Genomic DNA, 13,843 nt, shown 5'->3' with positions numbered 1-13,843 from the left:
CTACACTCCCTTGATCAATTTGAGCGGAGTGTCTGGCCCCAGCACGAACCCTGCAAGTTCAGTTTCTGCACTGGAAGCTGCCCGAGCCGTGAGATAGTCTCCATATCATGAAGGGCTATGGACAGTTTTGCCCGATAGCCAAGGCGGCGGAGATTGTCGCCGAGCGGTGGACCCCGCTGGTCCTGCGAGAACTCGTTGTCGGCAGTACGCATTTCAACGATCTGCGACGCGGTGTGCCGCTGATGTCTTCGTCCCTGCTGTCGCGGCGCCTAAAGCGGCTGGAGTTGGAAGGCGTGGTCGAGCGGCGACCGGCGCCAACCGGACATCGCTGGGAGTACCACCTGACTCCGGCCGGGCGCGAGCTCGAGCCACTTATCATGATGATGGGCGACTGGGGCGCGCGCTGGGTTCGCAGCCGATTGGCAGCTGATGACCTCGATGTCGGTCTCCTCATGTGGGATATGCATCGCAGAGTGAGGCCCGATCAATTTCCAGCGCGTCGCGTCGTAGTCGGTTTCGAGTTCAGTGGCGTGGCCAAGGGCAAACGGCACTGGTGGCTGGTCAGCGAAGGCAGCGCGGTCGATCTCTGCGTGACTGATCCCGGCTACGAGGTGGATCTCTTCATTCATTCGGACGTACGCACCATGACAGCGGTCTGGATCGGAAACATGCGCCTGGCGCAGGCGATGGAAACGGGCCGGCTTGAAGTTCATGGGCCACCCCAGCTTCGCGCCAAGTTCGGCTCCTGGCTTGGCCTGAGTTCGTTTGCGAAGATTGAGGATCAGCGAACCTCAGATCCAGCCGCGAAGACTACGAGACAGGTTCTTTTGTAGCCGGCCCGCGCCGACGCCATGCTCTCTATCGCAGTTGACTTCCGCTAAGGTCACTCGCCGACATTGCTCGAAGTCATATGAAGGTCCGCTAAGGGGCCAAGAGCAGACTTCGACAGACCACCAACGGAAGCGAACCCAACGCGTCGCTCGATCAGTCGCACATTTGTCAAGACCCAGTTCGGTTGAAGAACAGCTCGGCCCGCACAAACAGAAATAGACGAACCTCCCCGGGATCGTGGGCACCAAATCGCGCGAGGTTGGCCGCAGCATCGCGACCAGCGCTACATGTTAACGCTAACTGATCCGCAGGGCTTGAAGGTTTGGAGCGAGCGCCCGTGCAAGCACCCCTCATGTTTCTGGGCGTAGGCAAGCACGCCCATGATCATCAAAGCCACCACGACCAATCCGGCTACCAGGTTTTGCGCCATTGCTGCCACTCCAGGTGAACTCATCAACAAAGCGATCAGTGACGTATCAGGTCAACCCAAATGCGTATCATGAGATGATCAGAACGCCCCCTGCTCGAGTCGTCGTTAATTGAGCAGGCCCCGCGCTCAGCTTCCATCAATAGGCTGTCGGGCACAAACGCTTCCGCTTCTCTGCACAGAACCGGGCCGGCGCCCCACGACGGGGCGCCGCCCGGCTGCTGTCAGATTGTCACGCGGCTGCCGTCGAAGCGCGTGAAGGAGAAGCCTTCGAAGGATTCGCGGAGGGTGATGCGCTCATCTCGCAGCATGCCGATAGCCACCTCCTCGCCGATCGCCATCGAGGCGGAAGCGTCGGAACGCCAGTGGATGCCCGCCCAATTCCGTCCGAAACCGAAATTCACCGCGAGCTTGTTCAATTCTCCACCAACCGTGAGCGGCGGGCCGTTATAAGGCACGAGCCTCGTCGGGTCAGCCGGATCGGGCTGCACTGGGTTGACGATGACGCGGCTCTCGTCGAAAAACGCCTTCAATATGGTAGCCGTGACGGCACCAACGCTCGTGGCACCACCGGGATAGGCGGAGTGAAGAGGCGAAGCCTCCGGATAGGTTTGCGACAAAAGATACGTGCCGTATTTGGCTTTGCTGCGATCGAGGGCTTCCGATTTCAGGAAGTTATCATGCAACGGGTAGTCGCTTACGCCATTGGCGAGGCGATGGTGCGCCAGAGCGCCGTAGGCTTCCGGTCGCACAGTCCGGTGCACGAAATACTTCTGCCAGTAGGCCGCGCGCACGGAGTTACTGATCCCCGTGGCGAGTAGTGCCTGCACATAGGGCAACCCGAAGGTGGCACCGGCAGGGCTTTGGGTTTTCGATTTCCGATACGGGTTCGTTGGGTAGGACACCGGCTCTGCGGGTGTAAACATCCCGGAGTAGCGTTGATCAGCTCCACCGCCGGGGGTCGCAAGGATCAGTGCTGCCGCCCACCCAAGTGCAGGACCGGCATGGATATATTCCGCGAGATCTCTTCCTGTCGTTATGTATCGCGGTGTCGCGTCGAACTGCAACCGGCGCTTCGGTGCGGCGCCGTTCTGGATCGCCAGCCACTCCTCATATTCGGTCAGGAATTCGTTGGCGGGCAACACGGTGCGAATTTGAGCACTGATCCACTGTGCAGCATAGGGCACGTCCCGGAGCAGGAATTGCGAGACCAGCGGCCCATCCAAAACGCCTGGCGGCGTAACGGAACGGCCCTTCGGGTCAGTCGGGTCGAAATAAAGCGCATTGGCACGGAACAGCGTACCGGGAGTAACTCGCCCACCAGACTTCGGCCCGCGAAAATCGGGGAGCTTGTTGAGTTCCTCGGTTGCTGCAAGCACGTCGCGATTGGAGGTGTCATCGCGCAACTCAGTAAGCGGAACATCACGAAGCAGGGATTGCCAATATACCTCGACCGCCTCGCCGCCACGCTCCGCACTTGCAAGAGCAGGTGCCGGCGGTATCGCAATCTGAGTAGGATTCACGCCGCTGAGACTAACGGCCTGTGCGCCTACGGGATTGACCAGTTTGCGGGTGCCGCCGAGCGGGATTTTCTCAAAATCAGCGGGATCGCCCGACTGGCAAGCGGTATAGAGCGCCTGCCATGCTGCTTGTTCCACTTCGCCGCGTTTGTCGTGCGGCAAGCCCCGTGAATCGGAACCGATCTTGTTGGTGTAGCGCGCCTCATCGCCATTCGTCGGGTGGGGCGGGATGGGAATTTTCTCGTTGTTGCTCGCGCAGAGCTCTCGGACTTCGAAGGCGCGGCGCTTGAACGCCGCGTCGAGCGGTCTCAGGTCCGCACTCACGGGCTGCGCCGCGGCTGGAGCGATTCCGGGCATGCTCGGTGGAGACACAAGCACGGCGGCGCCAACCGCGATGCCGGCCCCGCCGAGCAGCGAGCGGCGAGTGACCGTGGTGGTCGGCCGGGCCGATGATGTCAGGTCGGATGATGTCAGGTCGGATTCAGTCGAAATGGTGAGGTGGTCAGTCATGGAACTCTCCTTCCTCGCAGGCGAATCTTGGGAAGCATTGCGGCGGAGCAGTCCACTCTCTTGCGTCCTGTTCTGGACGCGGAATTACTCCATCGGAAGGAGGCGGAAGGAGATTGACGCAGATCAATGGGTGAGTCGCGCGGACCAATTGGCAAGATCGGTACACCGACGCGCAGATCCGGAGGGCCGTCGTCGGTGCCGCGGGCGGCGATGATGGATCGCTTCGTTCGCAACGATGAGTGTCGAACCAGTAACGATGCGCTAACAACGAGCACCGCTTTTTTTCAACAATCGCAACATCGACGCAATCCCGTCACCACACGCACACGTTGAACACGTAAGTGTGGTCTGCTGTTTCGCCTTGCGCGAGTGAAGTGCTCATAGATTGTACTGCGTCTAATAGTGGAACACGCGGCGTGATGCTGCAAACCACGGAGCCAGCAACAGCAGCAGAAACTTCAAAAGAAAAGGAGCTGTACGATGGCGGGCGTGTTTCCTGTTCAGGGATTCGGATTCCTCTCCAACTACAATGGTGCATTCGTCACCAGTTCCGCGCTCGCCGCCATGCAGGCGATCGCGGGCACCAACGCAAACTCGATCGAGCTCGCGCCTCGGCTCTTTATGCAGACGAGGACATCGAATGACGTCTTTGCGGATCCCAATAAGACGGAGAGCGATGCCAACATTCTTCAGGCGGCGGCAAATGCGAAGGCGCTTGGTCTCTCGGTTACGTTGAAGCCCATGGTGTCGGCCCTCGACGGCACCCTCGCCTACGCGCTTGTTCCGAGCGATCCCACCGCCTTCTTTGCTTCCTACAAGAGCCAAATGGTCCACATGGCTGAGCTCGCCGAGCAGGCCGGCGTGAGCCTGCTCTCGATCGGCAATGAACTCGGCAAGCTCTCCGGCCCGCAATATCGAAGCTACTGGATCGACCTCATCGATTCCATACGCGCCGTGTTCCATGGCGAGATCACCTATGCGGCCGCAACCGACGAAGCCATCAATGTCAGCTTTTGGGACAAGGTCGATGTCATCGGCATCAACGCCTATCCGCCGCTGACGCCGACGACTGAGCCGACCGTCGAGGAGATGGTCAATGCGTGGAACAGCATGTCCACGGACGACTACTGGGCGAAGGTGATGAACCACATGTCGCCGGTCGATTTCTTCCACTCACTTGCCCTGCAGTATGAAAAGCAGGTGCTCTTCACCGAAACCGGCTATCGCAGCCTCGACGGAACCAACATCCGCCCGGGCGGCTGGGCCGAAGGCACAACGCAGGACCTCCAGGAGCAGTATGACGCCTTCAACGCCTTCTTTCAGGTGTGGGGCTCGGAAGGCGGAAGCTGGTTCAGGGGTGCGTCGATCTGGAACTGGGACACGAACAACAAATACTCGCCGATCGGCTACTCGCCGCAAGGCAAGCCGGCGCAGGAGCTGATCACTGAATGGTACGGAGGACAGCACCAGCCGCCCGGCCAGAATCTGACGGGTTCTCCGTCTGCCGATCTGATGGATGTAGGCGGCGGCAATGACGTGCTGTCGGGTGGGGTCGGCAACGACACGATCAAGTCAGGCGGCGGCGACGACAGCATTATCGGCGGCCCCGATACAATTCCGAAACTCGCGGAGACCACTATCACCGTGACGGGCTATGGCTCCGTCGTCGACGGCGTCGGCGCCAAGATGCAGCTTCTGATCAATGGGCAGCAGGTCGGCAACACGGTCGAATTCCACGGCGCGACGGACGCATCTGATTTCCAGACCTTCACATTCACATTCGCCAACCCGGCGACAGTCTCCAGTCTCGATCTTGCTTTCGTCAACGATGTCGCCAACGCCAATGGGGATCGGAATCTTTACGTCAAGGACATTACCGTCAACGGCGAGCATCTTGCCGTCACCGAGGCCGTCAATCCGAGCTCGCCGGGAACTTGGAATCTCTATCAGAACAAGTCCATCCACTATGACATGACCGCGCACCAGGACCTGTTCTTCGGCTCATCGACGGACAATGACAACCTTGACGGAGGAGCCGGCAAGGACGTGATCAACGGCGGCGCCGGGACGGACATGATCCAGGGCGGCGCTGGCAACGACACCATCAACGGTGGTCCGGGCGCGGATGTGATTCACGGCGGAGCGGACGCCGACACGATCAACAGCGGCTCCGGCATCACCACCGCGACGGATCAACTTTACGGCGATGACGGCAACGACATCATCAAGGCCGGCACCGGCGACACCGGCGCCCTGCTCGACGGCGGCGCCGGCAAAGACCAGCTCTACGGCAGCTGGGCAGCCAATGTCATGAATGGCGGTGAAGGAAACGATTATCTCTCCGGCGGCGGCGGACTGGATACGATGCACGGCAACGGCGGCGACGATCAGCTGAAAGGCGGCCCCGCGGCAACCCAGATGTTCGGAGACGATGGCAACGACAGCCTGCAGGGCGGTACCGGCAGCGAGTTCCTGTATGGCGGCAGCGGCAACGACCGGCTGATCGGCGGCGGCGGAAGCGATTATCTGGCCGGCGGGTCCGGCAATGATACGTTCGTTTTTGCTGCCGGCTCCGGCAAGGACACGGTCGCTGACTTTCAGAATACCGATGGCGTCCGGGACATCATTCAAATCGACAAGACGGTATTTGCCGACTTCAGCGCGCTGCAATCGCATATGGCCGAGGTTGGCACGAGCGTCGTGATTACGGTCGATGCCAACAACATGATCGAGATTCGGAACACGATATTGAGCGAGCTCCACGCCGGTGATTTTCTGTTCGTGTGAGATCGCATCGTTCTGGTCTCGATGATGGCGCAGGCTAGCTCAGTCGTCATTGCGAGCGCAGCGAAGCAATCCATATCGCCGCATAACGGATGGATGGGTTGCTTCTTCGCGGAGCCTGTCATCGGGCGCGCATTCGCGCGACCCGTTGGCTCCTCGCAATGACGAGATGGTTCAGCTAGCAGTAGCCGCATGAGCGCAGCGATATGCGGGGATAGACCAACCCCGGATGTCGCTCCGCTCCGGGCTTCGCTTCCTTTGTGCGGCTATTCCGCGCGATGGCACACCGCTTCGACCTTGTTGCCGTCGGGATCGCGCAGGAAGGCGCCGTAGTAGGCGGCGTGGTAGTGGCGCGGACCCGGAGGGCCGTCATCGGTGCCGCCGGCGGCGATGCCGGCGCGCCAGAAGGCGTCGACCTCGCTGCGCGACTTTGCCTTGAAGCACCAGTGGCGGCTTGAGGCCTCTTCCGGCTTCGCACCCTGGTAGATCGCGAGGTAGACGCGATCCGGATATTCGGCATCGGCGCGCTCGCCATAGCCGAGCCAGCGGTCGCTGCGGCCGACCTTGACGACGCCGAGCGCGGCCATGATCGCGTCGTAGAAGCGTTCGGCGGCGGCGAAGTCGGAGACTGTGATGGAGACGTGGTCCAGCATCGATTAGGCCCTCGATGATGACTGAGCAACCTCCGTCGTCATTGCGAGCGAAGCGAAGCAATCCATGTTTCGGCAAAACGGATAGATGGATTGCTTCGTCGCGTTGCTCCTCGCAATGACGCGGATGGTTCGGCGCCTCGCGTCAGGACGCCATCTTCAGCCGCTCCAGTGCTTCCTGCAGTTTCGCCTTTCGCGCCACTGCCGCTTCGCGCTTTTCCTTTTCTTCCTCGACGATCTCTTCGGGCGCGTTCGCGACGAATTTCTCGTTGCCGAGCTTGGCGTCGACGCGCTTGATGTCCGCGTCGGCCTTCACGATCTCTTTATCGAGCCGGGCTTTTTCCGCGGCGAGGTCGATCACGCCCTTGAGCGGCAGCGCGACGACTTCGCCGCGTACCAAGAGTTGCACCGCGCCTTCCGGCGGACGGTCGGCGAAATCGATCGCGGCGAGGCGCGCCAGCCGCTTGACGATATCGTTCCAGCGCTGCGCCCGCTCCTTCGTCTCCGCCGACGCGCCCGACAGCACCACCGGAATTAGCGTCGCCGGTGGAATGTTCATCTCCGAACGCACCGAGCGGATGCTGGTGACGAGATCCACCACCCAGCCGATCTCGGCCTCGGCCGCGGGATCGCTGAAATCGCCAGTGTCGAGCACGGCCGTCGCCGGCGCGATCAGGATATCGCCGGGGCCGGCCATCGCGATCGCGGCGATCTGCTCGGGCGCGACTGCGCTTGCCTTGCGCGGCCATTCAGCGAGCACCAGGAGGCCATCGCGCTCGGCCGTCACCGCCCAAAGCTCCTCGGTGATGAACGGCATGAACGGATGCAGCAATTTGAGGATCTCGTCGCGCGCCCAGGCGATCATGGCGCGGGTCTCGGCCTTCGCCGCCCCCTCCTCGCCCATCAGCACGGGCTTGGCGAGCTCAAGATACCAGTCGCAATAGACGTTCCACACGAAGCGGTAGATCGCGTTCGCCGCGTCATTGAAGCGGTAGCCTTCGATCGCCTCGGTGATCTCGCGCGTGGCGCGCGAGGTCTCATGCGCGATCCAGCGGTTGAGCGTCTCCTTTGCCGCCTTCGGGTCGAAGTCCTCGGGCTTCTCGCAGCCGTTCATCTCGGCAAAACGGCAGGCATTCCAGAGCTTGGTCGCAAAGTTGCGGTTGGTCTCGACGAGTTGCGACGACAGCTTGATGTCGTGGCTGTGGGCCGCGCCACGCGCCAGCGCAAAGCGCAGCGCATCCGCGCCGTATTCGTCGATCACGCTTAAGGGGTCGATGACGTTGCCTTTCGACTTCGACATCTTCGCGCCCTTCTCGTCGCGAACCAGGCGATGGATGTAGACAGTCGAGAACGGCGCCTCCTTCATGAAGTGCAGGCCCATCATCATCATTCGGGCGACCCAGAAGAAGATGATGTCCCATCCGGTGACGAGCACGTTGGTCGGATAGTAGCGCTTCACTTCCGGCGTGTCGTCGGGCCAGCCGAGCGTCGAGAACGGCCAGAGCCCTGAGGAGAACCAGGTGTCGAGCACGTCCTCGTCGCGCGTGATGAATCCCTCGCGCTTGGCCGGGTCCTGCGCCATCTCACGCCCCTGTTGCGGCGTGATGACCTCCTGCTCGACATAGTAGCCGAGCGCATTGCCGATGGCCTCCTCTTCGGTTTCGGCGACGAACACCTTGCCGTCGGGACCGTACCAGGCCGGGATCTGATGGCCCCACCAGAGCTGGCGCGAGATGCACCAGGGCTGGATGTTCTCCATCCACTCGAAATAGGTCTTTTCCCAGTTCTTCGGCACGAAGCTCGTCGCGCCCGAGCGCACCGCCTCGATCGCCGGCTGCGCCATGGTCCTGGCGTCGACGTACCACTGGTCGGTCAGGTAGGGCTCGATGACCGTGTTGGAGCGATCACCGTGCGGCACCATGTGCGTGTTCGGCTCGATCTTCTCGAGGAAGCCGAAATCCTCCAGCCGCGCCACGATCTTCTTGCGCGCGGCGAAGCGGTCGACATTGTGCAACTCTTCCGCCAGCATCAGCGCGCCCTCGGGCAATCCGCGCAGATAGTCCTCATTGTCGACGAGGGCCATGCGGCCCTCGCGATCGAACACGTTGATCTGCGGCAGGTTGTGACGCTTGCCGACCTCGAAGTCGTTGAAGTCGTGCGCCGGCGTGATCTTGACCGCGCCCGACCCTTTCTCGGGATCGGCGTAATCGTCGCCGATGATCGCGATACGACGCCCGACCAGCGGCAGAATGACGTGCTGGCCGATCAGGTGCCCGATCCGCTCGTTCTCGGGATGAATAGCAACGGCGGTGTCGCCGAGCATGGTCTCGGGGCGCGTGGTCGCGACCACGATAAAGGTCGTGGGATCGTCGGGACTGAAGCTCTTGCCGGCGATCGGATAGCGCAAATACCACAGGCTGCCCTTGACCTCGATCTGCTGCACTTCAAGATCGGAGATCGCGGTGAGCAGCTTGGTGTCCCAGTTCACCAGCCGCTTGTCTTTATAGATGAGGCCTTCGCGGTGCAGCTCGACGAACACCTTCACGACAGCGCGCGAAAGTCCCTCGTCCATCGTGAAGCGCTCGCGCGACCAATCGCAGGAAGCGCCGAGGCGCTTCAACTGATTGATGATGGCGCCGCCGCTCTCCGCCTTCCACTGCCAGACGCGCTCGAGGAATTTGGCGCGACCGAGATCGCGGCGGCCCGGCTCCTGCCGCTCCATCAATTGCCGCTCGACCACCATCTGGGTCGCGATGCCGGCATGGTCGGTGCCCGGCTGCCACAGCACGTCGCGGCCGCGCATGCGCTCGAAGCGGCAGAGGATGTCCTGCAGCGTGTTGTTCAGCGCGTGGCCCATATGCAGCGAGCCCGTCACGTTCGGCGGCGGGATCACGACAGTGAACGGCGCGGCATCCCGCCGTTCGGGACGGCCGGCCTTGAACGCGCCGCTCTCTTCCCAGATCAGGGACACGCGGTTTTCGATATCGGCGGGCTGGTAATTTTTCTCGATCATGACAACGCAATTGGGGATGTCGGGGGTGCTCTCGAGCAAACCGTCACCGGTCCGCCAGAACGCACATCAAATCAACGTGGTAGCGTCCGGTTCTGATATGGTCGGCGCCGGGCCGCCCCTAGAAAGCCGCCACAGCGTCCCAAGTCAACCTGGACAACCCGGACCGGGGCAATGGGAAGCCGCGGTAACGCCGGTTTGAATGTCCGAAGGCGGCCGATCTGTCCGCCCGCCAAGGTAATCCTGAGGTTAGCGCCCGCGCGAGACCCGCTCGATCTCGGCCTTGACGATCCGCTCCACCAGTTGCGGCAGATTGTCGTCCAGCCAGGACTTCAGCATCGGCCGCAGCATTTCCTTGACCAAATCCTCAAGCGTCCGCGCGTTGTTGCTCAGCACGGTGTTGGCCAGCGAGTTGAAAGCAGATTCCACGGCGGAGACGGTCGAACGCGACAAGATGGGTTGCTGGGGCAGGCTATCGTAGGGCGGCGGCTCGTGAGCCGTTTGTCGATGTCTGGATTCGCTGAATACGATGTCGTCGGCCGGCTCAATCTTGTTGAAGGATGCAGCCGGTGGTGGTGGCCGATCCGGCAACGCCATCTCGTCGGTGAGCTCAAATACATCGGCCTCGGGCAGCGGCGCCGGCCTGATCTCGGCTTCCGGCGTCGCCGCGTCCAAGCTCGCCAGCATCGCGTCGATGTCATCCTGGCTGTTGCTGGCGGCCGGTGCCGGTGCGGGTGGCGGCGGAGCTGGGGCTGGCTTTGGCACGGAGACCGGTTTCGGCGGCGGAGCGATGGCCGAGGGCGGAATGTCCTTCATCACAGGTTTTGCCGGCGGCGCAGCGGCCTCCGGCTTGGCCGCCGCAGGCTTGGCCTCGTCGTCGGCGATGATGCGACGGATCGACGCCAAAATCTCCTCCATCGAGGGTTCTTGGACCTTCGCAGGTTGCGTCATCTCCGACTCCACATCGAAACCATTTTACACCAAAGCCACGAAGGAATTGCCGGTTCCGGATATGCAGGCCGGGATTTTCACCGCACAAGCCTGACTTGTCCCCAGATCAAGCCCACCCGCTGCATCGCGCGGGAAGCCTCTTCCCCTCGTGACGACCCGCCGCACGTCCCGGATAAGGACGCGGCGCGAATCGCTCAGCTCGCCCCGGAAACGGTACGTCATGGCCGTAAATGATTGCAAGCAAAGCGCCCGGCGCGTCAGGCGCCGGGCGACGATATTCGTCTCGTGTTGCGGGGGACTACCGCCGATATCAGCGGCCGTCGGGCGTGCGAACGCCCGCCCAGCTGTCGCGCACCTGATGATAGTGCACGCTCGGGTCATAGATCGTGGTCGGCAGGTTCAGCACCTGCGGCGACAACCTTCCGATCTGGCTCAGCACGGAGTATGACGCCACCACGCGATCATGCTGCGCAGTCACAAGCGCGACGCGCGCGTTGACCAGCGCCTGCTGTGCATTCAGCACGTCGAGTGTCGTGCGCTGTCCGGCCTTGGCTTCCTCGCGCACGCCGTTCAGCGCGATTTCGGAGGCCTGCACCTGCGCCTGAGCGGAGGCGACCTGCGCCTTGCCGGCGACGAGTTGCCCCCACGCCGTGACGACGTTGGCACGGGTCTGGTCCCGGGTCTGATCGAGCACGAGACGTTGTTGCGCCACGGTTTCCTTGGACTGGCGGATCAGCGAATATTCGGCGCCGCCTTGATAGATGGGAACGTTGACCTGCGTCGTCACCGAGGCGCCGAAGGATCTGAATTGGATCAGGCTTTGCTCATACGACTGCTGCACCGCCGCTTGAAGGGTGACGGTCGGCAAGAGCGCACCCTCGGCGACCTTGACCTGCAGGTAGCTGACGTCGATGCCGAACATCGCCGCGGTGACGTTCGGATTTTGCGTCAGGCCCAGTTCGACGGCGGCCGGCAGCGTTGACGGCAGGAAGCGGTCGACCGGCGAGCCCGGCGCAAGGTTTTGCGGCTCGTTGCCGATGATGCGGCGGAAGTTCGAGCGCGTCGTCGTCAGATTGGCTTCGGCGGTCAGGAGCTGCGTCCTGCCGGCGGCAAGCTGGGCTTCCGACTGCGCAACGTCGGTGCGCGTGACTTCGCCGACATTGAAGCGGTCGCGCGTCTGTTTCAGCGTCTGCTCGAGCACGCGCACGTTGCTCTTCTGCACCTCGACGATGGCCGAATCGCGCAGATAGTCCATGTAGATGGTGGCAGCGCTGAGCAGCACGCTCTGTTCGAGCGACCGCAAGGCTTCACGCGCGCCGGAAACCTGGCTCTCCGCAGCCCTGGTCCGGTTCGCGGTCTGCTGGCCGTTGAACAGCGTCTGCGTGACGGTGCCGCCGATGCTGCGCGGCGCATTCGCGCCGACAATAGGGGTTTTCACGAGAAGGTCGGGGCGGCCGCCCTGCGTGCTCAGCGTGTCCGTATATTGGACGCCCGCGCTGGCCGTGACCGCGACCCTTGGGCGGTAGCCTGACAGCGCCTGTGGCACGTTCTCGTCGGTCACGCGCACCTGCGCGCGCTGCGCGTTGAGCTGCGGGTTGTTCTGATAGGCGCGCACCAAGGCCGCCTCAATCGTGTCGGCCAAGACGGGCGTCGAGCCCATGCATACTAATAGAAGGACCGAAGCCGCAGCCCCGGCAAATTCCTTCACCCCACGCATCCCAAGCAATCCAATCTTTTTGGTCGCGCCCGGCCAATGATCATGGTCGCACACGATCATTAACCGAACGTCGCTTCATTTCGAAGTGAGTCCCGGCTCACCTTATTCCGCACGTAGCCCGGACGGAACTACCCCACAAGTCTAGCCCGTCGAAACTCTTCACGTGGGGCAATCCGGCCACACTTCTGATTTCGAAGAGAATTTAGCCGACGGCGGAGGGCGAATATTGGGCGTCGAGACGGCTGAAAGGCTAGAAAACGAAGGCTGGAACGAGTTCCATGCCGGGCAGCAGCGGGGCGGCGGCGTCGAATAATACCCGGTGACCGAAATCGCCGTGCAGAGCGGTCACGACGGTAGCCCGTGCCGGCCGTGATGTCGCAAAGACGCCGACTAATCGGCCGCCATCGCGCAATTGGCCGTAGAGTTGCTGCGGGACCATCTCAGTCGCGCCGTTCAGCACGATGACATCATAGGGCGCGCCGGCCGGATCTCCCTCGGCCGCCGCCGCGGTTCGAACCGTGACATTTCCACAGCCGTTGCGGGCCAAAATCCCTTGCGCCTTGGTGGCCAGCGCCGAATCGCTCTCTGTCGCGGTTACGTGCGGCGTCAGCCGCGCGATCACGGCGGCGGCATATCCGGTGGCGCAGCCGACCACCAGCACGCGGTCGCTCCCCCTGATCTCCGCAGCCTGCAGCATCTTCGCCAGCACCGCCGGCTTGATCAGATAGCGCTTGACCCCGCCCTCCTCGCTGACGTCCAGGTCGAGGTCCAGATAGGCCAGCGCCTGCTTGCTTTCGGGAACGAAGGCCTCGCGCGGCACAGCCAGCATGGCATCGAGAATGCGGATATCGGTGACGTCGCTCGGACGCACCTGACCATCGACCATTTTCTGGCGCGCGGTCGCAAAACCGGACATAGGCTAAGACCCCGAAAGCATACGGCGTGGCCGCCGAAACAGCTGAAAGCGGGGCCATCTTTGGTACAAGCGGGCGCAAAACGCAACATGCGGACGCCCTTCGAAGCGCCCTGCAGCTGAAATGGCGAACAGCCGCCCTACTCGATCGGGACGGCGAGCCGCGCAATCAGCTGCGCGACCTCATCCAGATGATCGGCATCATGCTCTTCAATGGCTTGCGCGAGCCGAAGCAGGCATTCGTCGTCGCTCATGGCGGGGACGTCGCCCGGAATGACCGATGGCGCCGCGCGGATCAGGTCGGTCACAATGGCTGGCATCGAATCAGCTCCCGTGAAACCCGGCAGGACGAGTCTTTTGGCCGATTAAGTCGAATTGACGGCCCGATCCATGCCTCTGTGGATGACGGAATTCCGCGGGATAGGTTCCCTGCCAGACGCTCGCCGGCGGGGCGAAACGGCGACAAACCGCTGTTCTGGAGCGACTTTCCGGCCCAGCTTCAAGAAGCGCACAGAAGGTGATTTGGTCCT

At 62.3% G+C, this 13,843-nt stretch carries 9 protein-coding genes; 2 read left to right on the top strand and 7 right to left on the bottom strand.

The features are described from left to right. Positions 1-107: 107 nt before the first annotated feature. A complete protein-coding gene (locus J6524_RS02660) occupies positions 108-833 on the top strand; it encodes a winged helix-turn-helix transcriptional regulator (RefSeq protein ID WP_225668741.1) in 726 nt (241 codons plus the stop codon). A 649-nt stretch (positions 834-1,482) separates the two neighbouring features. On the opposite strand, the gene J6524_RS02655 is transcribed toward J6524_RS02660, so the two are convergent. Then, a complete protein-coding gene (locus J6524_RS02655) occupies positions 1,483-3,288 on the bottom strand; it encodes a vanadium-dependent haloperoxidase (RefSeq protein ID WP_225668740.1) in 1,806 nt (601 codons plus the stop codon). 480 nt (positions 3,289-3,768) lie between these two features. Here J6524_RS02655 and J6524_RS02650 point away from each other — a divergent pair, with 480 nt between their 5' ends. Further along, positions 3,769-6,075, top strand: a complete 2,307-nt coding sequence (locus J6524_RS02650; RefSeq protein WP_225668739.1) for a glycoside hydrolase family 113 — start codon at positions 3,769-3,771, stop codon at positions 6,073-6,075. Positions 6,076-6,338: 263 nt separating this feature from the next. Here J6524_RS02650 and J6524_RS02645 read toward each other — a convergent pair whose 3' ends face one another. The 6 genes from J6524_RS02645 to J6524_RS02620 all read right to left on the bottom strand — a co-directional run bounded on the left by J6524_RS02645 (position 6,339) and on the right by J6524_RS02620 (position 13,633). Beyond that, positions 6,339-6,725, bottom strand: a complete 387-nt coding sequence (locus tag J6524_RS02645; RefSeq protein ID WP_225668738.1) for a VOC family protein — start codon at positions 6,723-6,725, stop codon at positions 6,339-6,341. Positions 6,726-6,867: 142 nt separating this feature from the next. After that, positions 6,868-9,735, bottom strand: coding sequence for a valine--tRNA ligase (locus J6524_RS02640; protein WP_225668737.1), 2,868 nt, complete (start codon positions 9,733-9,735; stop codon positions 6,868-6,870). Between the two features lie 246 nt (positions 9,736-9,981). Next, the gene (locus J6524_RS02635; protein WP_225668736.1) at positions 9,982-10,683 is read right to left on the bottom strand and encodes a PopZ family protein; all 702 of its coding nucleotides are present in this window, start codon (positions 10,681-10,683) and stop codon (positions 9,982-9,984) included. Positions 10,684-10,993: 310 nt separating this feature from the next. Continuing rightward, entirely contained in the window at positions 10,994-12,400 is a 1,407-nt protein-coding gene (locus J6524_RS02630) for a TolC family outer membrane protein (protein ID WP_225668735.1), read from the bottom strand. 250 nt (positions 12,401-12,650) lie between these two features. Continuing rightward, the gene (locus J6524_RS02625) at positions 12,651-13,316 is read right to left on the bottom strand and encodes a protein-L-isoaspartate O-methyltransferase family protein (RefSeq protein WP_225668734.1); all 666 of its coding nucleotides are present in this window, start codon (positions 13,314-13,316) and stop codon (positions 12,651-12,653) included. A gap of 137 nt (positions 13,317-13,453) precedes the next feature. Further along, positions 13,454-13,633, bottom strand: coding sequence for a hypothetical protein (locus tag J6524_RS02620; protein ID WP_225668732.1), 180 nt, complete (start codon positions 13,631-13,633; stop codon positions 13,454-13,456). Positions 13,634-13,843: the final 210 nt, after the last annotated feature.

The organism is Bradyrhizobium hereditatis, assembly GCF_020329435.1.
GTDB lineage: Bacteria > Pseudomonadota > Alphaproteobacteria > Rhizobiales > Xanthobacteraceae > Bradyrhizobium > Bradyrhizobium hereditatis.
Note: the sequence above shows the minus strand (reverse complement) of the source record. Positions and strands in the feature narration are given on the sequence as shown.

What these genes read in the sequence shown, in the direction of transcription:
- J6524_RS02660 (WP_225668741.1), top strand. Translation starts at nt 108, where the DNA reads ATGAAGGGCTATGGACAGTTTTGCCCGATAGCCAAGGCGGCGGAGATT.
- J6524_RS02655 (WP_225668740.1), bottom strand. Translation starts at nt 3,288, where the DNA reads ATGACTGACCACCTCACCATTTCGACTGAATCCGACCTGACATCATCC.
- J6524_RS02650 (WP_225668739.1), top strand. Translation starts at nt 3,769, where the DNA reads ATGGCGGGCGTGTTTCCTGTTCAGGGATTCGGATTCCTCTCCAACTAC.
- J6524_RS02645 (WP_225668738.1), bottom strand. Translation starts at nt 6,725, where the DNA reads ATGCTGGACCACGTCTCCATCACAGTCTCCGACTTCGCCGCCGCCGAA.
- J6524_RS02640 (WP_225668737.1), bottom strand. Translation starts at nt 9,735, where the DNA reads ATGATCGAGAAAAATTACCAGCCCGCCGATATCGAAAACCGCGTGTCC.
- J6524_RS02635 (WP_225668736.1), bottom strand. Translation starts at nt 10,683, where the DNA reads ATGACGCAACCTGCGAAGGTCCAAGAACCCTCGATGGAGGAGATTTTG.
- J6524_RS02630 (WP_225668735.1), bottom strand. Translation starts at nt 12,400, where the DNA reads ATGCGTGGGGTGAAGGAATTTGCCGGGGCTGCGGCTTCGGTCCTTCTA.
- J6524_RS02625 (WP_225668734.1), bottom strand. Translation starts at nt 13,316, where the DNA reads ATGTCCGGTTTTGCGACCGCGCGCCAGAAAATGGTCGATGGTCAGGTG.
- J6524_RS02620 (WP_225668732.1), bottom strand. Translation starts at nt 13,633, where the DNA reads ATGCCAGCCATTGTGACCGACCTGATCCGCGCGGCGCCATCGGTCATT.